Source organism: Trinickia sp. LjRoot230, from assembly GCF_964253315.1.
Taxonomy (GTDB): domain Bacteria; phylum Pseudomonadota; class Gammaproteobacteria; order Burkholderiales; family Burkholderiaceae; genus Trinickia.
In genome coordinates this window covers 1,647,334-1,671,064 of record NZ_CAXUQX020000002.1, presented here as the reverse complement: position 1 = coordinate 1,671,064, position 23,731 = coordinate 1,647,334, and the positions used below count along the sequence as shown (strand labels likewise).

Sequence of the window (23,731 nt, the reverse complement as noted above, 5' to 3'; positions counted from 1 at the left end):
ATGCGACACGCGCCGGCCCAGCGCGTCATACCCATAGCGGCTCACGAGCCGGCCTTGCGTGCGCAGCACTTCACGATGTAAATCGTCACGCTCGATGTCGGTCACCACCGTGCCATCGAGATTGATCTGATGCAGATGCCCCGAGCCGTAATACAGCCAATTGATCGTGCGTTCGTCGGGCAGGGTGGTAGCAATCCGGTTACCCAGTTCATCGTAGCGGTGCGCCAACCCGCCCATCGGCCCGCGCTCGACCAGCAGTTCACCGCGCGGCCCATACGTCAGCTCGATGCGGCTTTGCAGGCTCAACGACTCGCCATAGCGGATGTACGTTTCGGCTCTCGCCAATTGGCCGGCCTTGCTGTACGCGTACTTCCAGCGCTGACCCTCGACGTCTTTCGCGACGATCCGCCCGAGCGCATCGCGTTCATAGGACGCGACCAAGGCTGACTCAGTATTCGCCGCGTCGGTCACACGCACCGCGAGTCCACGCGCGTCATAGCCATACGTGCGCGTGATGCCGTCCAGCCCGCGCTCTTCGACGAGCCGGTCCGTCGCGCTGTACGCGAAGCGATACGTCTCGCGGTTTTCGTTGGTCAACGCAGCCAGCCGATGCGCCGCGTCATAGCCATAGCGCACCACACGCCCGGCCGCATCGGTGCGCGCGAGCAGCAATCCGCGTGGGTTCAACTCGTAATGCGTGCGTCGTCCGTTCGCATCGGTGAGTTCGACCAATCGTCCCGCCGCGTCATAGCGAAACGACTGACGCGCCCCATCGGCCGTAACGATCGCGCTGACCCGGCCAAGCACATCCACTTCGTACGCGGTCTCGTGTTGCGCCGCATCGACCACGCGGATCAACGCACCGCGCGCGTCATACGCAAACCGTGTCGTCTTACCCGAGCAATCGGTATAGGCCGTGAGCTGAGCGCGTCGATTCCACGCCAGATGCTTATAGCCGCCGCGCGCATCCTTGATCGTATGCAGCAGGCCTTGCTCATCGTAGTAGTAATGCGTTTGAAAGCCATCCGGATCAATTAGGACGACTAAGTTTCCGCGTTTGTCGTATCGGTAGCCGTATCGATGATTCGCCGCATTCGTTTCCGCTACCGGCAAATCGAAGTAACCGTTCCATTCGGTTTTTTCGACGGCGCCTAACGCATCGGTTCGTTCGGTCAGCCGGCCGAGACGGTCGTAACTGAATCGGGTGACCCCGCCCGTCGGATCGGTGCAACTGAGCAATTGTCGGAGGTCATTCCACTCGAGCCGCCACACGTGGCCCTCGGCATCGGTGAACGCGGTGGGCTGGCCATCCTCGTTCCACTCGCAGCGTGTCACACGTCCGAGCTGGTCGGTGACCGCAACGGTGCGTTGGCCAACGTCGGCATCGAATACATACGCTTCCCCGTCATCGGTCCAGTGCCGGATGACGCGCGCATCCTTACCGGTTCCTTGCCAGGCATAGCCACACTGCAAACCGCCGGGCAGCGTATGGGCGGTCATCAAGCCCTGTTCATAGGCGAAACGCCGCGTCGTGTGTCTTGCCCGATCCGTCACGCTTTGCAATTCACCGGCATCGGTATAGCCGTAGCTGACCAAGGTTTCCTCGGGCTCGCCTTCGACACCGCGCACAAGGGTGATGCTCGCGATGCGCTCAGGCAGCGCCTCGGTATAGCCAAAGCGCAGCACCCGGCCGCTGCCGTCGAGCAAGCGCGTCGGTCGAACCACCTCGCCCGCCGCTTGCCACTGCACGTCGATCCAATTGCCGTTGCGATCTTCGAGGCGGCGCAGCTTCAATGTCTCACGGGCCGTTTCGCTATTGCGCGCGGGGCCGAAATCGCGATAGACGCCATCGACTGTTTCGACAAGATAATGTCCGCCCACCGTGCAGATCAAATACACGCCCTCGGCCACGCTCAAATGGCTTTGGCCGGCCGGCACGGGCGGAAACACGATCTCGCGGCCTTGCTCATCCCAATACGCAATGGAGTCGATCGCACCGGCCGCATCGCGCACCAGCTTCAACTCAACGCTGATCGGCACACTCCAGCCCGGACCGAACACACTATCGGCGCGATCATCGTGACTGCTATAAAAACGCCGCCAGACGATCGGCAACAGGCCCGGCAGCACGAAATCGGTATCGTGCTCGCCGTCGAGAATCTTGCCACCGGTGATCAGGTTGACTGGATGTCCCACCAAGGTTCTGATCTCGTGCCCAATCCACCCACCGAGCAGTCCCGCGCCGAGGTTCATCGCCAGACACGGCAGTGCGCCCTTCAAGGCGCTCCAATTCATCTTGCCGCGCCCGCACAGCGCCAACGCGATGCCAATCGCCATGCCCAACGTGCTCACCCATTTACGCGCGGGCTCGATCTCGCGCACGGTCAGCGTGCCGCCGCCGATAAATACGTTATTGGAGCCTTTTGCAATCGCTGCCTGACACGTGGTCTGATCCTTCACGCGTGCTGCGGGCTGACCATTGATGAACACGCTGTCCGAACCTTGCGCAATCATCTGCGGGCCGGAGTGGTTGTCGCAATGGGCCGTATCGAGATCGGCCGGGGCAGCGGCGCGGGCTGCATGCTGGCCGTTCACAAACACGTTCGGTGAACCGTTACTGATGAACCCTTTGACCTCGGGCGGCGCAATCGCGTTACCAAGCGCGTGCGCACCGCGATCGATCTCTTCGTTGATCCCAGAGCCTTCCATCAGCGCGGCCACGCCAATGCCGATGCCAATCACGAGTGGTGTGGCCAAACCCGCAGTGCCGATCTCCAGCAGCGCCAAGCCCGCGGTGACCGCCGCGGTCAACGCCCAGCCCACGGCAATGCCCCCGAGCAGGGAGCCGCCCATGCCAATCAAGTCCCCCGCCAACGAAGTGTGCTCGATCGGATCGTGCTCGCGCGCAGCGGGCTGGCTCATGAGTGGCCTGCAAAACGCATCAGCATCATTAACCCCGGCTTAACGGTATTGGCATTGGTATTGGCCTGTATGCGCCAATCGGCATTGCATGATTAAGGTCACCGCAGGAAGGCCGTCACTATATCAAAGCGCCACAGACAAGAAAAAGGCATGGCCGCTCTAAATTAACGATTGTTGAAAATGTCATGCCGACGTTAATTACTGGCTTGCCCGTTTTTACTGATGCGTGATGGCTGACCGGAAATATTTCCCTATTCCAAGACTTAAGGAAGCGCTGATGCCTCGATACGAATTGGCGGCATCCAGGCGCGTTCGATGCAACCGACACTTCACGAGGCACAGAAACGTCAGCGAGCAGCGAACCACTACGATCAAGTCATGATCACGAACCCTTCCGCCCCAACGTTCACGCCCGCCATCGCGCGCGTCCTTTCAACCGTCAGCATTGCGTTCGTCGTGACCCAACTCGATGTCACGATCGTCAACATCGCACTGCCCAGCATCGGCTCGCAACTCCACGCGCCAGTCTCGGGGCTGCAATGGATCGTCGACGCCTACACACTGGCGTTCGCAGTGTTGATGCTATCCGCCGGCGTACTCGGCGATCGCTTCGGCCCACGGCGCTTGTTCGCTTTTGGCCTTGCACTTTTTGCGGCGGCGTCGCTCGCGTGCGGGCTTGCGCCCAATGCCTCGATGTTGATTGCCGCGCGCGCGGTGCAAGGGGTGAGCGCCGCCGCCATGCTGCCGAATTCACTCGCGCTGCTCAATCGGGCATGCGGTCATGAGCCGAAATTACGCGCCCATGCCGTCGGTCTATGGACGGCCTCGGGCGCTGTAGCCATTGCCGCGGGCCCGGTTCTCGGTGGCGTGCTGATCGCGGCCTTCGGTTGGCGCAGCATTTTTCTCGTGAACTTGCCGATTTGCGCCGCGGGGATGCTCGCTACGTTTGCCTGGGTGCCCCGCCAGTTCGACGAAACCGCACGCGAGCACAAGGGCGAAAAGATCGGCATCGACCTTCCCGGCCAATGTATGGCAATCGTCGCACTCACGGCTTTTACCGGTGCGGTCATCGAGCTGCGCTCACTCGGCATCATGCATCCGCTAATCATCGGCGGCTTCGCAACCGCGGTGCTGGCCACGTTAGCCTTCGTGACCATCGAAGCAAAAAGCACCGCGCCGATGCTGCCGCTGGTATTACTGCGCGATGCGACATTCAGCGCCGCTGTGATTTTCGGTGTCTGCGTGAATATGGCCTATTACGGAAGCGTATTCGTGCTGAGTCTTTTTCTGCAGCATGTTCACGGCGACACACCGCTCCAGGCAGGCCTCGCGTTTTTACCGCTTACAGGAGGCTTCTTGATTTCGAATGTGGCAAGTGGCTGGGTCGTCGCGCGCCGCGGACCGCGTTTCCCGATGATGCTTGGCGCGGCAATCGGTGCGCTCGGCTACGCTCTGCTGCATGCGGCGCGAGCCGACACGCCGTTTCTTGCGCTAGTCGTGCCATTTTTGCTGATTCCTGCCGGCATGGGGCTCGCGGTGCCCGCGATGACTACCGCGATTCTTGCATCCGTTGAACCAAAACGCGCCGGTACGGCGTCGGCGATCCTTAATACGGCTCGCCAAGCAGGGGGAGCGGTCGGGGTCGCCGCATTCGGCGCATTGGTGGCCGGCTCGCGCCCCGAGACGGTGGTGCAGGGTTTGCAGATATCGGCCGCAATCGCCACAGGGCTGCTCGTGACGGGCGTGCTGCTGGCATGTCTGATTCACCCGGAATCGCACGCGCGCAACGATGCAGCCAACGAAGCCACGGCACAGGCCGAACACTGAGCCGAAAGCTTAGGACAACGAAGCAATATTCACATTAGCGGTTAGAGCGTCGCCGTCTGGATCGTGCCGGTATCCAGCGCACGTTCGATCAGCCCATCATCCCGAGCCTTGTTAATGGCTTTTTCGATTAATTTGCCGGGAGGCTCGAGTTCGGCTTTGAGCGCGCCAAGCAACCCCCCGGTATCGAATACAACCAACGTCTCTGCCGAATCGTCGCGGCTGATGATGACGCGATGCGCCGATTCATCCTCGCCCAGGCTCGCGCAAAAACGCATTTTCTGCCCGTCGATCATCTGCTCGAAGTTCTCGATCATCGCGTTGCCCTCCCTCGTCGCGCCGAAACATCCATGAAGTAAAGCAAACAACGTGCTCGCTTCATGCGACGGTGCAACGATCAAAGCAGGTGGCGTTTGGGTTTGCGGGCGGCATCGACACTGACCCCACCCGCGCCAGTCACGAACAGCAAAAGGAAACCGCCGGCGATACAAACATTCTTCCAGAAGTGAATCACCATATCGTGCTGAATGGTCGGATCGGCCACGTTCCAGAAGTCATGCCCGAGCACTGCGGTCAGGATCGTATAAGCCGCCATCACAAGCGCGAGCGGCCGCGTCAGAAAACCGATCACGAGCATCAGCCCGCCCAGCGCTTCGATCGCCGTCGCAATGGGCGCGCTGATTTGCACGAATGGCACACCCTTCGCTTGCAAATAGCCAACGAAACCCGCATAGCCAAGCAGCTTCATGACTCCGCCCCATAAAAACAGAACGGCAAGCGCAAGACGCGCGATGAGAATGACGCCGGAATCGACGGGACGCGTCATGAATACCTTCCTCCTTGTTATCGACGAATGAAAGCGAGCGCCGCGCGGCGCTCGCATCGATGCTCAGGATATGCGCTGCGCCACGCTTTTCCAAGCGCGACGCGTGCCGAAGCGGTAAAGGCGGAAAGCAAATGTAAATACAGGGCCTACGAAACAGCCCTGTCTGTTAGGACTGCGTTACGCGGCTTGCTGCGGGCACGCGGCTTCGCCGTCTGGATGCGCAACGTCGTCGATGATCCCGAGATGGCGCGCAAGCGACCCTTCGGAGCGCAGCCCCATCGAATTGAGCAACCGATACAAGGTTGCGCGCGAAACGCCCAACTCGGCCGCTGCACCGGAAAGACTGTAAGCATGCCGTCCGAGCGCATCGCGTACGGCATTGCGCTCGGCTTCGCAGCGAATGTCGGCCAACGTGCGCCCCGCCCTTGGCCCAGCCCCGGGCAACCCTAGATCGGCTGCAGTAATGAAACGCCCTTCAGCCATGACAACCGCACGTCTAACGCAATTGATGAGTTCGCGCACATTGCCCGGCCACGAATAATTGAACATCGCGGCAACGGCGTCGCTCGAGAAACCGCGGATCTTCCGAGCGCCATCGCGTTTATGCACAGCAAGCGCGTGATAAGCCAGTAGCTTGATGTCGTGTCCGCGTTCGCGTAGCGGCGGTTCATCGAGACGCAGCACACATAAGCGATGAAAGAGGTCCGCACGGAAACGCCCGCTTTCAATGGCTTGCGACAAATCGACATGCGTAGCCGAAATAATCCGGACATCGACCTTCACAGGCCCCGTGCCGCCAAGGCGCTCGATGGTTCCTTCTTGCAAGAAGCGCAGCAACACGGCTTGGCATTCGTGCGGCATGTCGCCGATCTCATCCAGGAAGAGTGTGCCGCCGTCCGCCGCTTCAATACGGCCGATCTTGCGTTGCAACGCGCCGGTGAATGCGCCGCGCTCGTGACCAAAAAGCTCCGATTGCAGCAATGTCGGCGGAATAGCCGCGCAGTTGATTGCCACAAACGGCTTGCCAGAGCGCGACGAGTGATCGTGAATGGCACGCACGGTCAGTTCTTTGCCCGTGCCTGACTCCCCGGCAATAAAAACCGGCGCATCGTTGCGCGCACACTTTTCGAGGCCGCGAAAAAGCTGCTGCATCGGCGCCGAGCTGCCAATCATCGTGCTGCATCCAGGCACCGGCGGAACGATCGCGACTTTTTCGCGCAACGTCGACAATCCGTGCGCGTGACCGAGCACGATGGCGAGCCGCTCGTCGCCACAGGGCATCGTCACGAAGTCGAAACAATAGTCGACAATAAAACGGCGAATGGCCGGCTCCTCCGCCTGACCACGTTGAACGAGGGCAACCCAGGTCGCCTCCGTGTGCGATACGCAGCTTTCGAGTTCCGCCAATTGCTCTTCGGTCGGTTGCGGCGGCAAGACGACGACACCTAGACGAATGGCCCCTCGCTCGAGCAACCGCTCCACCTGATGAGCGGCCTTCGCGTGCACAACATGCCAACCCGCCGTAACCAGACTATCGACGCTTGAAGGATCGGGCTTCAACGAAACGAACAGCGCGGTACGCTCAGCGCGTAGCGGATTCAAACTGTGTGACATGGTCCAACTCCCCGTATCGAAGCGCGCGTGCCTCAAGGGCACCATAAGGCACCGCATCGATGCAATGTTTGATATCGATCAATTCCGGAGCCTACCCGCTCTTGCGGTTATCCGATTCATGGCCGATATCGACCTGCTTCGGCGAGCCATCTAATGCGGCTCTGCCCGTTCGTCCTGACCTGATTGGAAAGGACGTCCAATTTCACCAAAGCAAGCAATCCGGCGCATTACGCTTGGACTTAAGGCTCGCTTTGTACCTGCCCTTTGTCCCTCGGCATTTTTTACTGCGCTTTAGATGTAACGCCTGCCCGCTTCGAGCTTGACGCACATCGCGCGTTTCGTACCTGCATGCACTGCAACATAGACGACACCGGACAGAATTACCATAGGAAAAATTACGATGGGGCAAAACACCAACGGCGCACGCGCCATGTGCGCTAGCCGACATACCAATCCAATGCCGATTCTTAACCTCAGATGTGAAGCACGCCTGGAAATCGGAAAAAATGACAGCACTCGCGCAGGCGTTGCAGTCAGAAGGGTTTGCAGTGCGGAAACAGCAAAAGCCTGGCAATAAAAATCGGGGGACGCATGGCAATCGTTTCGGAATCGCGAAATGGCATTGACCGGATCACGCTCTATGCGATGACCGCGCTCGCCATGCAATTGATACTTATTACGGCTTGGGCCGTGCGCTATTACGTGCTGCACCAATTGAATGCACCCATGCTGGGATGGGACTTCGTCGTATTTTGGTCGGCCGCACGCGTCGCGCTGGAATACGGCGCCGCGATGGTTTTTTCGCCTGAGTTGATGTACGCCATGGAAGCGCGCATCGTGCATTTCGGCGGCGTGGCGCCGTGGCCGTACCCGCCGACGTTCTTGTTGACAGTCATTCCCATCGGCCTGCTGTCGTTCGGCACAGCGTTCGCAGTTTATTCGGTCGCCGGCGTGGCTTGTTATGCGGCCGTTATCAAACGCCTTTCCGGCGACATGAAGCGCACGCTACTGTTTTTTATAGCGGCTTTTCCTGGCGTAGCCGTCGCCCTCGCGGCCGGACAAAATTCGTTGTTCACCGTGGCCGCAGCGGGCGCCGCACTAGTGCTCGTGCAATCGAATTCGGCGCTCGCGGGCGTGGCAATTGCCGCTTTAGCTATCAAACCGCAATTGGCTATTTTGTTTCCACTGGCGCTTATTTGCGCCCGGAAGTGGAAAATACTTGCTGCGTCTGCTTTATGCAGCGTTATTTTCGTCGCGATAACGGTAGCCATGCTCGGTCATCAAGCATGGACTGCATTCGCTGCGTATCTACCCGTATTCAGTCGATTCAACGTTGAACAAGGCATGCATCTATGGACGGGCATGCCTACCGCGTTCGCAGCGGCGCGGCTTGTCGGCCTGCCGGTCGCAATCGCCTATGGCATACAGGCGCTGGTTGCGATTCCGGCCGTGGGCATCATGGCGTTCCTGTGGCTACGACAAGCGCGGTTCGAATTGCGCGCCGCCGCGCTCGTTATCGCCACATTGCTGGTACTGCCGTATTTCATGTATTACGACCTCTGCTGGATCGTACTGCCGCTCGTGTTTTTGATTCGCGACGGCAAGGCCGCACCTATCGGCCGTGTCGAATGGGCTATTCTCGGCGCCGCATGGTTGATGCCCGCGCAAGGCATTGTGGCTGTGCTGATCGGTGTACCGTGCGACGTTGCCCCGCTCGTTCTGATTGCGCTGCTCGGCATGTGTTTATACCGGCATTTGGCTACGTCGTCGTCAACGGTAAGTCCATGATCGGTGAGCGACGAACGTAAACGGCGGCACGACGCAAATCACCATCGCAATGCCGAGCCACGGGCCGATGCCGGCGCGCTCCGCCGCGTGGGAAACGAGCGCTGTCAGCGTTACGCCTCCAATGGAGACGACGAGAAACCGCAACAACGTCTTTCTGCCAACGCGGCTCGAAAAACTCCAGAGGGTCTGCAGCAGATACGAGCCAACCGTTGCGCAAACGAATGCAAATGTATTCGCCGGCATCGACGACCATCCTGCATAGTCGATAGCCCACGCGGCAACGGCGACATGACACCCGGTGGCAAGCAAGCCCGAGACGCCGAATCGCGCGATTCTCGATAAGTCCGATTGCTCGATCATATGCCGCTCCGGCGTGAGCTCCGCGCCGTTCAACGCGCGGCCACGCGCATACGCTGCACGAGCTGCCGGCGCGAATGATCGGCCCGCCCCACATGCGGCGCATGCAACGCACGCGACGTCGCGCGTCCGAGCGGCAGCGCCGTTACCTTCTTTCTTGCCTGATACCGGCGGCGCACCAGATACACGGGCCGCTCCTTGGTCTCGTGATAAATCCGCCCGACATATTCGCCAACCACCCCCACTCCGATCAGTTCGATCCCGCCCAGGAACAACATCACCGACAGCAGCGACGCGTAGCCCGACACCGGATTGCCGAACAGCACCGTGCGGCTGATGATGAACCCGCCATAACAAAACGCGAGCAGCGCAATCGCCAGGCCAATGTAGGTCCAGCTTCGCAGCGGCACGGTGCTGAAGCTGGTAATGCCCTCGAGCGCGAAGTTCCAGAGCCGCCAGCCCGAGAACTTCGAGTGTCCGGCACAGCGCGCCTCGCGCTCGTATTCGACAAGGACCGTCTTGAAACCAACCCATGCGAACAGCCCCTTCATGAAACGCTGGCGTTCCGGCAGGCTGCGCAGTGCATTAACCACCGCACGATCCATCAATCGAAAGTCGCCCACGTTTTCCGGCAACTTCACTTCGGACAGCGCGTTATGGACCCGGTAGTAGAGCCCCGCACTGACGCGCTTCATCATCGTGTCGCAGGCACGGCTGCTGCGCTTGGCGGCCACTACCTCGGCACCGTCGAACCAGTGCTCGATCATCACCGGAATCAAGCCGGGCGGGTCTTGCAGATCGGCATCGATCGGAATGACGGCGTCGCCCAACGCTTCGTCGAGCCCGGCCGTCAACGCAGCCTCTTTGCCGAAGTTTCGCGTGAGGTCGATCACGCGTATGCGCGCATCCCTTCCACTCGCGCGCACCAGCTTATCGAGCGTGCCGTCGCTGCTGCCATCGTTGATGCAGACAATTTCAAATCGGACGGTTGCAATGCTTTCGAGCACCGGAACGATCGTGGTAAAAAAGGCATCGATCGCCGGTTCCTCGTTATAAAACGGCACCACCAGCGAAACCAGCGGCTTATTGATTCGTAACGACATGATGCCCCCCGGGACACTCGTGTTATTGCCTGGTGCGTGCTCGCCCACGCTCATACCGCACGTCAGGCATTTTTCTCAAGCTTCGTCGCGCCGCGCCATCCAGATCCGCCTCGATAACAGCGCGAGCGTCATTGCGAAAACCAACGGCATGAATTGAAAATGAATTCGTGTGACGACCAGAATGCCGGCGAGCGGCATCAGCCACAGCACAATGAGCCATTCACGTTCGCCGGGCTTCCATCCGCGCTCCATCGCATAGCTGGCGTACCACGCGATCACGACGCCAAGCCATGTCAGGTCGTAATCGTACAGATAAGGGCTCACCATCAAGCTGGCGCAGGCGAGCGTCGCCGCGCGCAGCGCATGCGGCGCTGACCGATACCACGCATAGCAGACAGTTGCCGCGGCGAAGACAAGCGATAGACCCTGTGCAACGGATGCGAGTAGGCTCGTCCCGTGCGCCAGCTTCACCAGGGAAAACGCGGACGGTATGCGCGCCAGCGCCGCGCGGCCGGATTCCACATAACCCGCCGCCATGCCCATGTTATGAATGAATGCCGCGAGCGTATCGGTGCCGAACGCCATCACCGAAACCAGCAGCATCGCGACGGCGACGATGCCGAACGCCGCAAGCGCGCGCCACGAACGCGAGCACAACAGTGCCAATGGAATCAGCACGGCAAGCTGCGGCTTTACGCTTAGGATACCTAAACAAATCCCCGCGATCACCGGACGCCGCGCAAGCAACGCAAGGCCGAATGCTGCTAACGCGGCAGTCAACAAGCCGTTTTGCCCCGACACCTCGACAAGCGCCGCACCAGGAAACGCAAGCGCGAGGAATATCGTCTCCTTGCGCGGCACGATGGTGTGCATTGCTTTTGCAAACAGCAAGTAAGTGCCACCGAGAAAAAGCGCCGCGGCGATCTTCCATGGCAACAACGCGAACGGATAGACGACGAGCAGGAACGTCGGTGGATACAGCCACGGCAAGATGCCAACCGGATGTGCTATCGCTGCGGTCTCGATTTTTTCGAGCGCGATCAAGTTGTACGCGTCGACAGCGTGCCCGCTGAGCGCGAGATGCGACGCGCTCCAGAACGGCAGAAAGTCCATCGAAAGCGGGCTGATGTATGCCCGCGGCATCCAGACCGCTTTGACGAAGTAAATCGCCAGCCATAGGACGTAGCAAATCAGTACGCCAGTTGCATAGAACCGCAGGCGATGGGCCGTGAGCCAGTGCGGTGCGTCTACGCCGCGCACCGCCCGCAGCGCTCTCAGCCCACGCTCGAGCGTCGGCGTTATCGTGCGCGCATGCGCCGCCGATGCATGGCTTCTCAGGCCCACGCTCATGATCTGGCCCTCGTCCCCAAACGCGCACGTCGCAACACCATCCACATGACGATCAGCAGCACCACCGGCCCGAATTGCGGCAACATCATCACGCGATTGAAATGTTCGTAGATCGGCAGCAGCCAGCCGGCCGCGAGCGCCGCCTGCTCGCCGCGCAACCACTGGCTCGAAAGTGCTACTGCGCAGAGGCAGGCAAGCGCAACGCCGAGCCAGACCAATTCGTAGTGCCATACGTACGGGCTGACCAACAATGCCGCCACGACCACAGCCGCACTACGCAGCCGCACATCGGCGGAGTGCTTGCAGACGCTGCACGCAGCCCCAATCGCAACTGCGGCAACGCAGGCATGCGCGATGTAAGCGGCAACGATCGGCATGCCGGCCGCGCGCAACGCCGAAAACGGTGTGGGCGAGGCAAACCAGAAGCGTTGGCCATCGTGTTCGAGCAGCGTCGTGCGCAAGAGGCCGGCGTCGAGGAAGAAACCGTGCAGCGAGGCGGTGCCGCAGAAAAGCACGCCTGCGACGGTCACGACCAAAGCGCTCAACGCCGCAATCGCAAATACTTTCCATTCACGCGTTGCAATCAGCACGAACGGAAACACGACCGCCATTTGCGGCTTGATTGCAAGCAGGCCAATGCAGATGCCGGCCAATACAGGCTTTCTCGTCATCGAACCGAGCGCGAGCGCTGCCAATGCCGCGGTCAGCAGCGAGTTCTGCCCGACGATGGCGGTAACGAACACGCAAGGTGAAGCCGCCACGATGAACGCCGCGAGCTGCGACGAACCGATGCTCTTGTCAAGACCGGACACGCGTACGGTCGTCACCACATAGAGCGCAGCCGTCCCGACGACAAACAACAGATAGCCAACGGCAAACGGGAGCAAGGCCAGCGGCGACACCGCCATCAAGAACGCAGGCGGATAAGCCCAGGGCAAAGCATTCACGTCGGCAAAGCCGCCAAACAATGCATGAGCAGCATTCGCGAAGGTCAGGTGGTTGTATACCTGGAGCGGCGAGCCTTGCAACGCGACGTGCGATGCCGTCCAGAAAGTCGCGAAATCGATGCCAGGCCGCCCGGCATCCGCAGAGGTGAATCCATGTCCGGCCCAGGCCCAGATGGCGAGGAACGCCACGTAGGAAACGACCGTTGCGACACTCGACATCATGAGCCGCCGCGGCGTCATCCAAATTAATGAGCAGCTGACGAAGCCCCTGCTCGCCCCCCGATTCAAAATATACATAGCACCACCCCGGTTTAGCCGATCACATAAGTTATGTCGGCCTTGTCGTACATCGATTATTTGCGTGCTTCATTGTTTCTTGTTTTTGCTTTTTTGTTTGCCTATGGGGAGTGTCAATGCTCCGATGCATTCCCCACGGCCCATTGTTGAGACAAAACGATGTGACTTTCAAGTCGGTGTTGTCCTCAAATGACGGCTTATCTGTACGCGAACGTGCGCCGTCCCACACAACGCAATCGAGCGATTCTTAAAGCAAAAAACCCCACGTATCAAAGTTGAAACGCTTGGCACGGTTCGATTGCACGATTCGCCGATTGTTATGCCGAAATGTGCGACAGTTTCGGCCGAATCATCGCCACCTGCTAATCGCCCCAAAGGTAATACGCAGCATGCTTTGACATGCAAACCGAACGCCCTCGGCAGGCTCGCCGGCTGTCTCAACGTTGAGACATCTGGGGCGCCAACCCGTTGGCGGCGCGTCATGCGAAATGGACGACTCCTTACGTGGCAAGGCGCGCATGGCCATTGGCATATCGCTTGCGATGTGGTCCTGCACGGAAGTCGACGAGGAAACGTCACCAGCCATTCGAATCGCTCCATGAGGGGCAGCAGAAATGGCGGAGGACGTGAACCACGGGGGGTGCCCCAGTCGTTTTCTGCCGCGACATTCAATCGCGGCAGCGAACGCAGGGGTCGATATAAAACATCGTCGATTAACCGTGACGCCGACGCGAGTCGACGCATAGAAGCGCAACAATAAGCCGGGGGGCTTAGTCATGGAAAATATCTTTGAGCGGCGGTCTGCTTGTGGCAACGCAAGTTGGATCAGCGCATCGCGCTCCGCAATCAGCGGCAGTGCCCATTCCCACTTCCTGCGCGCTCATCACGCACCAGCCCCAACAACGGCATCGCGCTTTGCGCGGGTACATCCGAGATCATCCGGACGGTCGGCGCCGCGCCTCTCGCGCGTTCAGCCATAGCGAAAATTCGCAATGTACCCGTCGCAGGGCAAGCCTTTGCTCTTCTTTTTGCAGCACCTGTAGTTCCAGCAGCACCTTGTAGTCAGGTCCCGAAGCCGCGCGCCCAGGGAATTTACTTAGTAGTCCTAAGGGAGAAATCCAAATGCTGAAATTCATCGCACGAGTCAAGCACTTCAGCCGGGAAGAAGACGGCGCAACCATGGTCGAGTACGGACTCATGGTCGCGCTGATTGCCATTGTTTGTATCACTGCTGTCACGGCAATCGGCAACAACCTCAATTCGGTATTCAGCGATATCGCGGGCAAGCTTTGATGAGGCAAAGCGGACGATTCGCTTCGTCGCATCGTCCGCGCTTCTTTCTAACGTAATTTGGGGGAGATGCATCATGACCAAGGGTATCTATCAGTTTTTGCAATATGGCGCCAAAGAGCTAACACCTTTTCTGCGCGAAAACCGGGGCGCCACGATGGTCGAGTATGGCTTGATGGTCGCATTGATTGCGATTGTCTGTATCACGGCAGTGACTTCTATCGGCACGAATCTGAACTCGGTTTTCAGCGACATCGCCGGCAGTTTGTGATCTGCGGTACGGGCAAACTCGTCGACATCGGTTTGCCCTCCTGCAAAAAAGAAGGCGCCGCACAAGATGCGGAGCCGCTAACAAAAGGTATTGGGGACTGAAATGCACACCGCACGCACACATCTATTGCGATTCTGGCAGGAAGAGCGAGGAGCCACGTTCGTCGAATACGGATTGATGATTTCGCTCATCGCCATTGCAACGTTTGCTGCGGTGGTCTATTTCGGCACATCGCTCGAAGCCCTTTACGAAAACGTCCTCGACGACATCGTCGCCGCCATCAATTGATCGGCATCCACCGAACGAGAACGAACGCGAGACCAGCCATGTTCATCCCGCCTTTGCCGTCCCAGCCCATTCCGCTTTGCGCCGCAGCCATCGCTGTTATCGCTGCGAGCACGGACATCGTCGCGCGCCGCATTCCGAACGCGCTGATCCTGTTTGGCCTCGCTGCATCGCTGGTCGTACATCTCTGGCTGCAGGGCATTGTCATGGGCGCGGGAGGCTGGCTCGCCGGCGGCATGACCGGCTTTGCGCTGCTGATTCCGTTGTATCTGGTCCGCGGCACCTCGGCCGGCGATGTGAAGCTTCTGCTGATGATCGGCACCTGGGTCGGCCCTGAAATGATTCTCGCGGTGACGCTGGCCACGTTCGTCATCGGCGGCGCGTGGTCCGTTGCGTTCGCAGTGCTGAATCGTCGCGGCACGCAGCTGCTGTTGAATCTCCGAATCATCATGCAAGGCGGACTGAGCGCAGCACGGGCGGGCGGGGCCGGAACGAAACAGCAGTTGGTATCGATCGGATCGCTGCCTTACGGCGTGGCGATTGCAGCAGGAACAGTGGGTGTGCTGTTCGCAGCAGCAGTAGCAGTATGAGCGCCCCACACGACGAGCAGACATCGAACCCTTCAGGAATCGTCCGGGAAGGATGGAGAGCCAGCATGAGCGAATGCAACATCGAGGATAGCGACACGACGCAGGTCCTGCGCGTGCAGCAAACGAGCGAGACGCCCCCGCATGCAACGTTGCGTACGCCTCGTTGTGTTGCCGATACGGGCCTGCCGCCCATCTTTGTTGGCAGACTCGTGCTGAAATCGACCTTGCTCAACGGCACCTCTACCTTCTCCGATCTCTCGCAGCGGCACCGGCTGCCCGTTGCCGTGCTCGACGACATCCTCGCGTTTCTCGTACGCGAACGACTGGCCGAAATCACGCATCGCGGCGCGACCGACATCGACGTACGTTTTCGTTTGACGGAGGCAGGCCGCGATGTTGCGACCGAAGAAATTGGACGCTGCAGCTACTGCGGTCCAGCTCCGGTTTCGTACGAGAGCTACGTGGAAGTTGTGCGAGCCCATTCCATTCGGCAACAGCGCATCAGCCAATCGGACGTGCATGCCGCATTCGCCGATATTCGCGTCGAGTCGGCGTTGCTCGATGCCGCGGGCGCGGCGCTCAATGCGGCGCGGCCGCTGATGCTCTATGGCCCGGCTGGCTGCGGCAAGACGTACTTCGCGGAACGACTCGGCCGATTGCTGCGAGGCGACGTGCCTATCCCCTATGCGATCTATGTCAGCGGCGAGATCGTGCAGGTGTACGACCCGCTGCTGCATCACGACGTGGACGATGCGGCGAGCGCGCCCATCGGCGACAAACGCTGGCGCCTTTGCCAACGACCCGTGGTGATCTCCGGCGGAGAGCTGACACTCGACGGTCTCGATCTTCGCTACGACCCATCCGCCGGTTTCTACCAGGCGCCGCCGCACATGAAGGCGAACATGGGTCTTTACATCGTTGACGATCTCGGCCGCCAGCGTGTCGCCGCACAAGACCTATTGAACCGCTGGATCATGCCGCTCGATCGCCGTGTCGATCTTTTCACACTGCACTCGGGCATGCGTTTTTCCGCGCCGTTCGAAGTGTGGCCTGTGTTCTCGACCAATCTCGACCCTGCTGCCATCGGCGACGAAGCATTTCTGCGCCGCCTCGGTTCGAAGCTGCGCATGGGACCGATGTCGCTCGAAAACTATCGCGCGGTGTTCGAGGCGTGTGCGGCGTCGTACGGCTTGGATATTTCGTCGAACGCATTCGATTACCTGCTACACGACCTGCACCAAAAAAACGGCAAGCCGCTTTTAGCCTGCTACCCGCGCGATTTGCTGAGCCTCGTCAGTGCATCGGTGCAATACCGCGATGCGCTGCCCGAGGTGACACCACAAGAGCTTTGGCAAGCGTGGCAAAGCTACTTTGCCGATGGCGCACCCGACAACAGTTTTCCGCCCGCCCCCGCGATCGTCCATCCGGGCAACACACTAGCCGCAGGGTTTGCGGCCGGCATTTGACGTTTAGTTAGGAGTCCTTCCATGAAAAGCAGTCGCGCTCTCATCATGTTGGCGATAGCCATACTGGCTGGCTTGGCCGCCGTTGTATTCGCCTCACGCTGGCTGGTACATACGTCCTCGAGTGCCGTGACGCCCGTCGCGGTCGCCATCGACGACATCAATCTCGGGCAACCGATCAATACCAACCTGGTTCGCATCGTCAACTGGCCGACATCGAGCGTACCGCCCGGTGCGTTCGCCGATACGAAGGCACTCGAAGGGCGCGTCGTTCGAACGAGCCTTACGCGTGGCGAGCCGGTGCTCGAATCGAGACTATCGCCCATCGGGACAAAAGGTGGTTTGTCTGCCGTCATCAACAAAGGCGATCGGGCGATTACGGTTCGCGTCAACGATGTAATCGGTGTCGCAGGTTTCGCGCTGCCCGGCAACTATGTCGACGTCATCGTGAACACGCAAGCACCCGGCAGCGGCAGCGGCAGCGGCAGCGATCAACACAGCATTTCGAAGATCGTGCTCGAAAAGATTCTCGTGCTTGCGGTCGCGCAGCAAGTGAGCCGCGACGATACGCAGCCGAAAGTCGTCAATGCGGTGACGCTCGAAGTCACGCCAGATCAAGCCGAAAAACTCGATCTCGCACGCAGCGTCGGCACGTTGTCGCTCGTATTGCGTAGCCAAGTGGATGGCGAGACCTTTAAAACGGCCGGCGCTACGAAGACCACGTTGTTTGGCGCGGCTGCACCGGTGCCGGCATCCGCACCCGCCGCTGCGGCCAAGCCAACTCGCGTGCACTACGCCGCGGCGCGTGCACCGGCCAAGCGCGATTGCGTCGGCGTGCTTTCGGGCATCTCAGGCGGCATGGAATGTTTCTGACGTCGCTTAGGCAGTCGCGCGCGAGGACCGACGCGCGCCGAATGCCGCACAGCGCAGCACGGCAGCCAAGTCATAACTAAGGATTCAAGCGTTACAACGGGGAGCAACACCAAATGAATACGAAACGGAAGGATTCGGCGCTACGCGCGCCGCGGCTCGGCAAGATGAGCAGCGCCATCGTGGTGGCGCTGCTCGGCGCAGGCCTCGCGGCCGCACAACCGGCTATCGCCCAGCGTAACGCCAATAACGGTGGCGCGGCACAAGCCGGCACGCCGATGCAAATGACCATCAGCATGGCCGCCGTTCCGGCAGCCGGCGCGGCCGGGGCCGCCGCTGCCGCCGCGCAGCCGTTGCGCGGGCCGAACTGCAAAGGCGATATCAATAACCAGACAAACATCGCCGTGCCTGTCGGTAAATCAACGCTCGTGCAGTTGGCGGAGCCGGCACGCAACCGCACGCTCGGCAATCCGAGCGTCGTCATGGCTACGCTCGTGTCCCCACGCACGCTTTATTTGGTCGGCATGTCGGTCGGCACCACGAACATGATCGTGCAGGGTGCGAGCGGCGCCTGCCAGATCATCGATGTGATGGTCGGCGTCGATGCGGCCGGGTTGCAGCAATCGATCTCGCAGCTGATGCCCGCTGAGCGCGGCATTCGCGTTTCGACCGCGGCCGGCAACCTGGTTCTCGGCGGCAGCGTCTCGAGCGCGGGCGCTGCGCAACAGGCGATGGAAATCGCCAGGGCTTATGCAATCGCGCAGCCAGCACAGCAATCGCAGTCGACCTCGGCGCCATCGGGCAATGGCACCGGTGGCGGCAGCGAGGCGTTCTCGAGTACATCGTCGACGGGCGGCATCATCAACATGATGGCCCTCGACTCGCCTCAGCAGGTGATGCTCGAAGTCAAAGTCGTCGAAGTATCGAAAACGTTGATGGATCAGATGGGCTCCGCATTGAATCTGCAAGGCGGGTTCGGCTCGTGGACCGGTGCGCTCGTCACCGGCCTGTTGAGCGGGGTGCAAAGCATTGTTGCCGCCAGCAAGGCGAACAAGCTGCCGCTGCATGCGGCCATCGACGCGCAGAAAACCGATGAGCTGACAAAGATCCTTGCTGAGCCTAACCTCGTGACCATCAGCGGGCAGGAAGCGTCGTTCCTCGCGGGCGGCAAGGTCTTTATCCCAATTCCGCAAAGCAATACGACCGGCGCCACGACGATCACACTGCAAGAAGAGGAATTCGGCGTCGGGCTCAAGTTCACGCCGACCGTGCTTGGCAATGGCCGCATCAATCTGAAAGTGGCCCCCGAAGTTTCGCAACTGTCGCCAACCGGTGTCACGGTCAGCGCCACCGGTTCGAATACTTCGGCCATCTTGCCACTCATTACGACTCGGCGCGCGTCGACCACGGTGCAGATGAACGACGGCGAATCGTTCGCCATCGGCGGGCTCATCAGCAACAACATCACGGGTTCGCTCAAAGCATTCCCGGGGCTCGGCGAGCTGCCTATCATCGGTGCGCTGATGCGCAGCACATCGTTCCAGCAGGATCGCACCGAGCTCGTGTTCATCATCACCCCGCATCTCGTCAAACCATTGCCGAGCGGCCAGTATCCGCTGCCGACAGACAGCTTTACGCAACCGCGTGAAATCGATGTCTATGCGACGGGCAATATGGAAGGCCGCGGTGCGGCACATGCGAAAGCACCGCCTGCGGCACCGGCGGCGAGCACGCAAGCCTTGCCCCCGCCCCCACCGGCTGCTGCTCAAACGAACGTGCCCTCGCCTGCGCCCGCGCCGGCCCCGACACCGGAACCGCGCAAAGCGGCTGCACCGGTCGAGACGACGCTGTTGCGGCCTGATACGTCGCACGATAGTTCGATACCGACGCCAGCCCTCGTCGCAACGACCAGCGCAAGCAGCGGAACGACAAGCACGCCGTCAACGGATGCGCAAGCGGCGCGCGTAGCGCGCATCGAAGCCGCGGCTACCCGCATTGCGGCGACGCAAGCACAAGCAAACACAGTGGCAAGCACATCGAAGCATTCGGTGCGGCACTGACGCGATACCAAAGGGGCAACCCAAAGGGGAAACTCATGAAATTCGATCACATCACTTTCTTGCGCCGCGCTCTCGTCCTGGCACCGATTTGCGCGGCACTCGGCGGCTGCATGACCAGCACGCCAATCTGGGATGCACACTTCGGCGAAGCGGCCCGAGCCGTTGCACAGGCGCAAATCATCGATCCGCATGCAGCCGAGCACAACCCGTCGACACAAGGTGTCGACGGAAAAGCAGCCGTATCCGCGATGAACCGCTACGACAAGTTGTACGAGGTGCCTACACAGACAGTGAATCCGTTTGTGATCGGCATCGGCTCCGGTGCTCGGTAAGCGAACTTGAACATCAAGCGGGAGATCATCATGCGTGGTAACTGCCCATCCGGTAAGCACGTTGGAATGCGCCGAAAAGAGCGCGGTGCAGTGGCGATTCTGGTCGCCCTGTCGCTCGTCGCGCTGATCGGGTTCGTTGGGCTTGCGCTCGACCTCGGCAAGCTTTATGTGGTCAAGAGCGAGCTGCAAAACAGTGCGGATTCGTGTGCGCTCGCCGCTGCACGCGATATCACGGGCGCCACGATCGATCTCTCCGTGGCCGAAGCGGCCGGCATTACAGCTGGCCACTACAACTACGCCTACTTCCAGAATGCACCTGTGCAGCTCGCAGTCGAAAGCGACGTCTTGTTCACCGATTCGCTCAACAACGCGTTTTTGCCAAAGAGCGCGGTTTCATCGCCGTCGACCATCAAGTACGTGAAGTGCAACACGTCGCTGACGAACATACCGAACTGGTTCATGCAGGTGCTTAGTATGTTGCCCGGTGTCACGATGGCCAATGCTGCGGTGTCGGCGTTTGCCGTCGCGACGATCAGCCCTGCGCAGACTACTTGTGCGATTCCCGTTTTCGTTTGCAAGGCTGGGACCGATGTGAGCCCGCCTGTTGCGGGTTTGAGTTATACGAAGGGGCAGTGGATTTCCTCGAAAGCAGGCTCGCCGCCGGGCTACGGGCCGGGCAATTTCGGATGGGCGGCGCTCGATGGCAGCAACAACGCGGTGTCGATCCGCAACGAACTGACCGGCAACTACTGCAATCTGCCCGCCACCGGATCAAGCATCGGGTCGCCCGGAAACAAGATTACCGATTCCGGCGCATGGAATACGCGCTTCGGCATCTATGCGAATCCCTACCATCAAGCGGATGGCACGCCCGACTTTACCGGATACACCTACACAAGTACGAACTGGCCGTCGCTAAGCAACGCGTACAGCGATTTCGTCACCAAGCGCTCGACGTTCACCGCTTATCAAGGCGACGCAGCGGCGGGACTTAGCACAGCCGGTTCGGCCACCGGAACGGTCTATACCGCCGGAGCCGACCGACGGCTCGCACTCGCGCCCGAAGTGGATTGCAGCCAGCTTCTCAGCGGCCACTCCGCCCCGATTCTCGTGTGGGATTGCGTGTTGATGCTTGATCCGATGGAAAAGGGCGGCAGCGCCGGCCCAGTCCATCTTGAGTATGAAGGCAAGTCCACCGACGCAAGCGTGCCCTGCGCAACCCACGGTGTTCCCGGCAACAGCAACTCGGCCGGCCCACTCGTCCCAGTCCTTGTGCAATGAACGAGGCCATCATGAATCCGCGCCATTTCAAGCTATCGATCGCAAAGCGCAAGCAAACACGCGGCGCCGCGATGGTTGAGTTCGCCATTTTGCTGATTCCGTTGATCACGCTCGTCATGGGCGTAGCGGAATTCGGCCATGCAATTTGGCAATACGAAGCGCTCACGAAATCGACGCGCGATGCCGCACGCTATTTGTCGACCTACTTGCCGAGCGACCCAAGCTACCCCATTGCATCGGCGCAATGCCTCGTCGTATACGGCACGACATCGTGCCCCGGGAACAACGGCACGCCGCTGGTCAGCGGCCTGACGACTTCGATGGTGGTCGTCTGCGACGCGTCGAGCTCGGCAGGCTGCACCGATACATCAGACCCGCCCCAGTTCGCCAACGTGGCAACCTACGACACGACCAACGGCGCCCCGGGCGGCGCTCAATCGGGCAGCATCAACATCGTCGAAGTGAAGATCAAGAGCTTCCCGTACACACCGATCGAGCCGTTCTTCAATCTGCAGGCATTTACGTTCGGCAACATCTTCACCGTGATGAGGCAAGTGTCATGAACGCGCGCATACCTCAGCTGCGGTCTTCGCGCCGCAAGCAGCGCGGCGCCGCCATCGTCGAATTCGGCATCGTCGCTGCTGTCTTTTGCACGCTGCTCATCGGCATCTTCGAATTTTCGCGCGTGCTCTATTACTGGAACACAGCGAGCGAAGCCGTGCGCCTCGGCGCGCGCACGGCCGTCGTATGCGATGCCGATGCGACGATCATCAAAACCAAGATCGCGGCCATGCTGCCCATGCTGGCTTCGTCGAACGTGACCCTCAGCTACACGCCGTCCGGTTGCGATTCCGACCCGGACACCGCACGCAACAGCTGCACGTTCGTGACGGTCAGCGTCACCAATGTCAGTGTGCAGACGATGATTCCATTTGTTCCGCTTACGCTCACCATGCCCCCGCTTGCCACCACGTTGCCACGCGAAAGCCTGGCGACGTCGACGGGCGGAACAGTCTGTCAATAACTCTCGAAACGCTCGGCGTACATCATCATGATCGATATCCTCAGCATCTCGAAAGACCCTGCGCGGCTCACGCAGATCATGCGGTTGATCAGCGAGTGCGGCAACTATCGGGCCACAAGAACACTGGGCAGTCCTACGCTTTTGGCTCAGCGCGGCAATAGCCTCGATTCGTTCGATGTCCTGATCGTCGACGCGTTCTCGCTCGAAGAAACCGAACTCGCCATCATTGCCGATCTCAGCCAGCGGCACGAACGAATCACCTGCATTTTGCTGACGGCCGACGCATCGCCGCAAACGCTGATTGCAGCGATGCGCGCCGGCTTTCGCGACGTACTCGGCTGGCCGCTCGAGCAACGCTCATTAACCGACGCGCTGTCGAGAGCCGAAACAAAGCGCGCCGTATCCAGCGCGCACGACACGCGAATCATCTCGTTCATCTCGTGCAAAGGCGGAACCGGCACAACGTTTGTCGCAAGCAATGTCGCGCATGCCCTTTCGGCGGATCAACAAAAGCGCGTGCTGCTGGTCGACATCGATCAACTCTACGGCGATGCCGCATTTCTGCTGACAAGCGACAACCCGCCGTCGACGCTACCGCAGATGTGCGCGCAGATCGAACGGATGGATTCGGCTTTCCTCGATGCGAGCCTCCTGCACGTCAGCAAGAACCTCGATGTGTTGGCCGGCGCCGGCGACCCGGTGAAAGCAGCCGACGTCAACCAGGAGCGGCTCGAATGGATTCTCGGCATTGCGATCCCGCGCTACGACTTCGTCGTCTTCGATCTCGGCCAGTCGATCAACCCGATTTCGATGCTCGCACTCGATCGCAGCGAGGAAATCCATATCGTGCTGCAAGCCAGCATGCCGCATGTGCGCGCTGGACGGCGCCTGCGCGAAATCCTCGGTTCGCTCGGTTATGGCCCAGAGCGCCTGCGCCTCGTGCTGAACCGCTATAGCCGCGACGCCGAGCGCGCTCGAACCGCACTCGAAGAGGTGCTCGGCATGTCGCCCTATCAAGTGATTCCGGAAGACACCAACGTGACAGTGCAAGCCCTGAATGAAGGCGTACCCGTGTCGCAGATCAAACGCAGTTGCGCGGTGTCCCGCGCGCTGCAGCAACTGGCGGAAAGCATCTCCAACCGCAGCCCGGCCGCCATACGCGGACGCGTGCGCAGCGAGGCGAATCCGATCCGGTTCTTTGGCCGAAGCGCCACACCCAAGCTCAAGACAATGTAAG

General features: G+C 60.3%; 22 protein-coding genes. 14 read left to right on the top strand and 8 right to left on the bottom strand.

The window, feature by feature from the left end:
* The coding region (locus ACSQ20_RS26395; protein ID WP_436025735.1) for a DUF6531 domain-containing protein at positions 1-2,922 on the bottom strand (2,922 nt) is incomplete at its 3' end.
* Between the two features lie 378 nt (positions 2,923-3,300).
* Here ACSQ20_RS26395 and ACSQ20_RS26390 point away from each other — a divergent pair.
* Complete coding sequence (locus tag ACSQ20_RS26390; RefSeq protein WP_436025921.1) at positions 3,301-4,749, top strand: MFS transporter; 1,449 nt, start codon at positions 3,301-3,303, stop codon at positions 4,747-4,749.
* Between the two features lie 41 nt (positions 4,750-4,790).
* Here the strand turns inward: ACSQ20_RS26390 and ACSQ20_RS26385 are convergent, their stop codons facing one another.
* The 3 genes from ACSQ20_RS26385 to ACSQ20_RS26375 form a co-directional block, all read right to left on the bottom strand.
* On the bottom strand, positions 4,791-5,063 hold the full coding sequence (locus ACSQ20_RS26385) for a hypothetical protein (protein ID WP_436025733.1): 273 nt from the start codon (positions 5,061-5,063) through the stop codon (positions 4,791-4,793).
* 80 nt (positions 5,064-5,143) lie between these two features.
* The gene (locus ACSQ20_RS26380) at positions 5,144-5,572 is read right to left on the bottom strand and encodes a DoxX family protein (protein ID WP_436025731.1); all 429 of its coding nucleotides are present in this window, start codon (positions 5,570-5,572) and stop codon (positions 5,144-5,146) included.
* Positions 5,573-5,749: 177 nt separating this feature from the next.
* Positions 5,750-7,186: a sigma 54-interacting transcriptional regulator gene (locus ACSQ20_RS26375; protein ID WP_436025729.1), complete on the bottom strand. Its 1,437-nt coding sequence runs from the start codon at positions 7,184-7,186 to the stop codon at positions 5,750-5,752.
* Between the two features lie 591 nt (positions 7,187-7,777).
* Here ACSQ20_RS26375 and ACSQ20_RS26370 point away from each other — a divergent pair.
* Complete coding sequence (locus ACSQ20_RS26370; RefSeq protein WP_436025727.1) at positions 7,778-8,974, top strand: glycosyltransferase family 87 protein; 1,197 nt, start codon at positions 7,778-7,780, stop codon at positions 8,972-8,974.
* Here the strand turns inward: ACSQ20_RS26370 and ACSQ20_RS26365 are convergent.
* From ACSQ20_RS26365 to ACSQ20_RS26350, 4 genes are all read right to left on the bottom strand, one after another.
* Positions 8,957-9,334 (bottom strand): GtrA family protein, encoded by a 378-nt coding sequence (locus tag ACSQ20_RS26365; protein ID WP_436025725.1) that lies wholly within the window; start codon positions 9,332-9,334, stop codon positions 8,957-8,959. The genes ACSQ20_RS26370 and ACSQ20_RS26365 overlap by 18 nt on opposite strands.
* Positions 9,335-9,363: 29 nt before the next feature.
* The gene (locus ACSQ20_RS26360; RefSeq protein WP_436025723.1) at positions 9,364-10,434 is read right to left on the bottom strand and encodes a glycosyltransferase family 2 protein; all 1,071 of its coding nucleotides are present in this window, start codon (positions 10,432-10,434) and stop codon (positions 9,364-9,366) included.
* Positions 10,435-10,509: 75 nt separating this feature from the next.
* Entirely contained in the window at positions 10,510-11,784 is a 1,275-nt protein-coding gene (locus ACSQ20_RS26355) for a glycosyltransferase family 87 protein (RefSeq protein WP_436025721.1), read from the bottom strand.
* Complete coding sequence (locus ACSQ20_RS26350; RefSeq protein ID WP_436025719.1) at positions 11,781-12,953, bottom strand: glycosyltransferase family 87 protein; 1,173 nt, start codon at positions 12,951-12,953, stop codon at positions 11,781-11,783. The genes ACSQ20_RS26355 and ACSQ20_RS26350 overlap by 4 nt, the downstream gene beginning before the upstream one ends.
* Before the next feature lie 1,197 nt (positions 12,954-14,150).
* Between ACSQ20_RS26350 and ACSQ20_RS26345 the strand changes: the two genes are divergently transcribed.
* The 12 genes from ACSQ20_RS26345 to ACSQ20_RS26290 all read left to right on the top strand — a co-directional run bounded on the left by ACSQ20_RS26345 (position 14,151) and on the right by ACSQ20_RS26290 (position 23,730).
* Positions 14,151-14,321, top strand: coding sequence for a Flp family type IVb pilin (locus ACSQ20_RS26345; protein ID WP_436025717.1), 171 nt, complete (start codon positions 14,151-14,153; stop codon positions 14,319-14,321).
* A gap of 73 nt (positions 14,322-14,394) precedes the next feature.
* A complete protein-coding gene (locus tag ACSQ20_RS26340; RefSeq protein ID WP_436025715.1) occupies positions 14,395-14,589 on the top strand; it encodes a Flp family type IVb pilin in 195 nt (64 codons plus the stop codon).
* A gap of 102 nt (positions 14,590-14,691) precedes the next feature.
* Positions 14,692-14,877 carry a Flp family type IVb pilin gene (locus ACSQ20_RS26335; protein WP_436025713.1) on the top strand — a complete coding sequence of 62 codons (186 nt, stop codon included), beginning with the start codon at positions 14,692-14,694 and terminating at the stop codon, positions 14,875-14,877.
* A 38-nt stretch (positions 14,878-14,915) separates the two neighbouring features.
* A complete protein-coding gene (locus ACSQ20_RS26330; protein WP_436025711.1) occupies positions 14,916-15,464 on the top strand; it encodes an A24 family peptidase in 549 nt (182 codons plus the stop codon).
* Positions 15,465-15,529: 65 nt separating this feature from the next.
* A complete protein-coding gene (locus ACSQ20_RS26325; RefSeq protein ID WP_436025709.1) occupies positions 15,530-16,930 on the top strand; it encodes an ATP-binding protein in 1,401 nt (466 codons plus the stop codon).
* 21 nt (positions 16,931-16,951) lie between these two features.
* On the top strand, positions 16,952-17,800 hold the full coding sequence (gene cpaB, locus ACSQ20_RS26320; protein WP_436025708.1) for a Flp pilus assembly protein CpaB: 849 nt from the start codon (positions 16,952-16,954) through the stop codon (positions 17,798-17,800).
* Positions 17,801-17,913: 113 nt separating this feature from the next.
* Entirely contained in the window at positions 17,914-19,857 is a 1,944-nt protein-coding gene (locus ACSQ20_RS26315) for a type II and III secretion system protein family protein (RefSeq protein ID WP_436025706.1), read from the top strand.
* 35 nt (positions 19,858-19,892) lie between these two features.
* A complete protein-coding gene (locus tag ACSQ20_RS26310) occupies positions 19,893-20,189 on the top strand; it encodes a hypothetical protein (RefSeq protein WP_436025704.1) in 297 nt (98 codons plus the stop codon).
* Between the two features lie 66 nt (positions 20,190-20,255).
* Positions 20,256-21,470: a pilus assembly protein TadG-related protein gene (locus tag ACSQ20_RS26305; protein WP_436025702.1), complete on the top strand. Its 1,215-nt coding sequence runs from the start codon at positions 20,256-20,258 to the stop codon at positions 21,468-21,470.
* A gap of 11 nt (positions 21,471-21,481) precedes the next feature.
* Positions 21,482-22,033: a TadE/TadG family type IV pilus assembly protein gene (locus ACSQ20_RS26300; protein ID WP_436025700.1), complete on the top strand. Its 552-nt coding sequence runs from the start codon at positions 21,482-21,484 to the stop codon at positions 22,031-22,033.
* Positions 22,030-22,494: a TadE/TadG family type IV pilus assembly protein gene (locus ACSQ20_RS26295; protein WP_436025698.1), complete on the top strand. Its 465-nt coding sequence runs from the start codon at positions 22,030-22,032 to the stop codon at positions 22,492-22,494. The genes ACSQ20_RS26300 and ACSQ20_RS26295 overlap by 4 nt, the downstream gene beginning before the upstream one ends.
* 27 nt (positions 22,495-22,521) lie before the next feature.
* Positions 22,522-23,730, top strand: coding sequence for an AAA family ATPase (locus ACSQ20_RS26290; RefSeq protein ID WP_436025696.1), 1,209 nt, complete (start codon positions 22,522-22,524; stop codon positions 23,728-23,730).
* Position 23,731 lies beyond the last annotated feature (1 nt).

Bases quoted from the DNA above. Each gene is read 5' to 3' on its own strand.
- ACSQ20_RS26390 (WP_436025921.1), top strand. From the start codon at position 3,301: ATGATCACGAACCCTTCCGCCCCAACGTTCACGCCCGCCATCGCGCGC.
- ACSQ20_RS26385 (WP_436025733.1), bottom strand. From the start codon at position 5,063: ATGATCGAGAACTTCGAGCAGATGATCGACGGGCAGAAAATGCGTTTT.
- ACSQ20_RS26380 (WP_436025731.1), bottom strand. From the start codon at position 5,572: ATGACGCGTCCCGTCGATTCCGGCGTCATTCTCATCGCGCGTCTTGCG.
- ACSQ20_RS26375 (WP_436025729.1), bottom strand. From the start codon at position 7,186: ATGTCACACAGTTTGAATCCGCTACGCGCTGAGCGTACCGCGCTGTTC.
- ACSQ20_RS26370 (WP_436025727.1), top strand. From the start codon at position 7,778: ATGGCAATCGTTTCGGAATCGCGAAATGGCATTGACCGGATCACGCTC.
- ACSQ20_RS26365 (WP_436025725.1), bottom strand. From the start codon at position 9,334: ATGATCGAGCAATCGGACTTATCGAGAATCGCGCGATTCGGCGTCTCG.
- ACSQ20_RS26360 (WP_436025723.1), bottom strand. From the start codon at position 10,434: ATGTCGTTACGAATCAATAAGCCGCTGGTTTCGCTGGTGGTGCCGTTT.
- ACSQ20_RS26355 (WP_436025721.1), bottom strand. From the start codon at position 11,784: ATGAGCGTGGGCCTGAGAAGCCATGCATCGGCGGCGCATGCGCGCACG.
- ACSQ20_RS26350 (WP_436025719.1), bottom strand. From the start codon at position 12,953: ATGATGTCGAGTGTCGCAACGGTCGTTTCCTACGTGGCGTTCCTCGCC.
- ACSQ20_RS26345 (WP_436025717.1), top strand. From the start codon at position 14,151: ATGCTGAAATTCATCGCACGAGTCAAGCACTTCAGCCGGGAAGAAGAC.
- ACSQ20_RS26340 (WP_436025715.1), top strand. From the start codon at position 14,395: ATGACCAAGGGTATCTATCAGTTTTTGCAATATGGCGCCAAAGAGCTA.
- ACSQ20_RS26335 (WP_436025713.1), top strand. From the start codon at position 14,692: ATGCACACCGCACGCACACATCTATTGCGATTCTGGCAGGAAGAGCGA.
- ACSQ20_RS26330 (WP_436025711.1), top strand. From the start codon at position 14,916: ATGTTCATCCCGCCTTTGCCGTCCCAGCCCATTCCGCTTTGCGCCGCA.
- ACSQ20_RS26325 (WP_436025709.1), top strand. From the start codon at position 15,530: ATGAGCGAATGCAACATCGAGGATAGCGACACGACGCAGGTCCTGCGC.
- cpaB (WP_436025708.1), top strand. From the start codon at position 16,952: ATGAAAAGCAGTCGCGCTCTCATCATGTTGGCGATAGCCATACTGGCT.
- ACSQ20_RS26315 (WP_436025706.1), top strand. From the start codon at position 17,914: ATGAATACGAAACGGAAGGATTCGGCGCTACGCGCGCCGCGGCTCGGC.
- ACSQ20_RS26310 (WP_436025704.1), top strand. From the start codon at position 19,893: ATGAAATTCGATCACATCACTTTCTTGCGCCGCGCTCTCGTCCTGGCA.
- ACSQ20_RS26305 (WP_436025702.1), top strand. From the start codon at position 20,256: ATGCGCCGAAAAGAGCGCGGTGCAGTGGCGATTCTGGTCGCCCTGTCG.
- ACSQ20_RS26300 (WP_436025700.1), top strand. From the start codon at position 21,482: ATGAATCCGCGCCATTTCAAGCTATCGATCGCAAAGCGCAAGCAAACA.
- ACSQ20_RS26295 (WP_436025698.1), top strand. From the start codon at position 22,030: ATGAACGCGCGCATACCTCAGCTGCGGTCTTCGCGCCGCAAGCAGCGC.
- ACSQ20_RS26290 (WP_436025696.1), top strand. From the start codon at position 22,522: ATGATCGATATCCTCAGCATCTCGAAAGACCCTGCGCGGCTCACGCAG.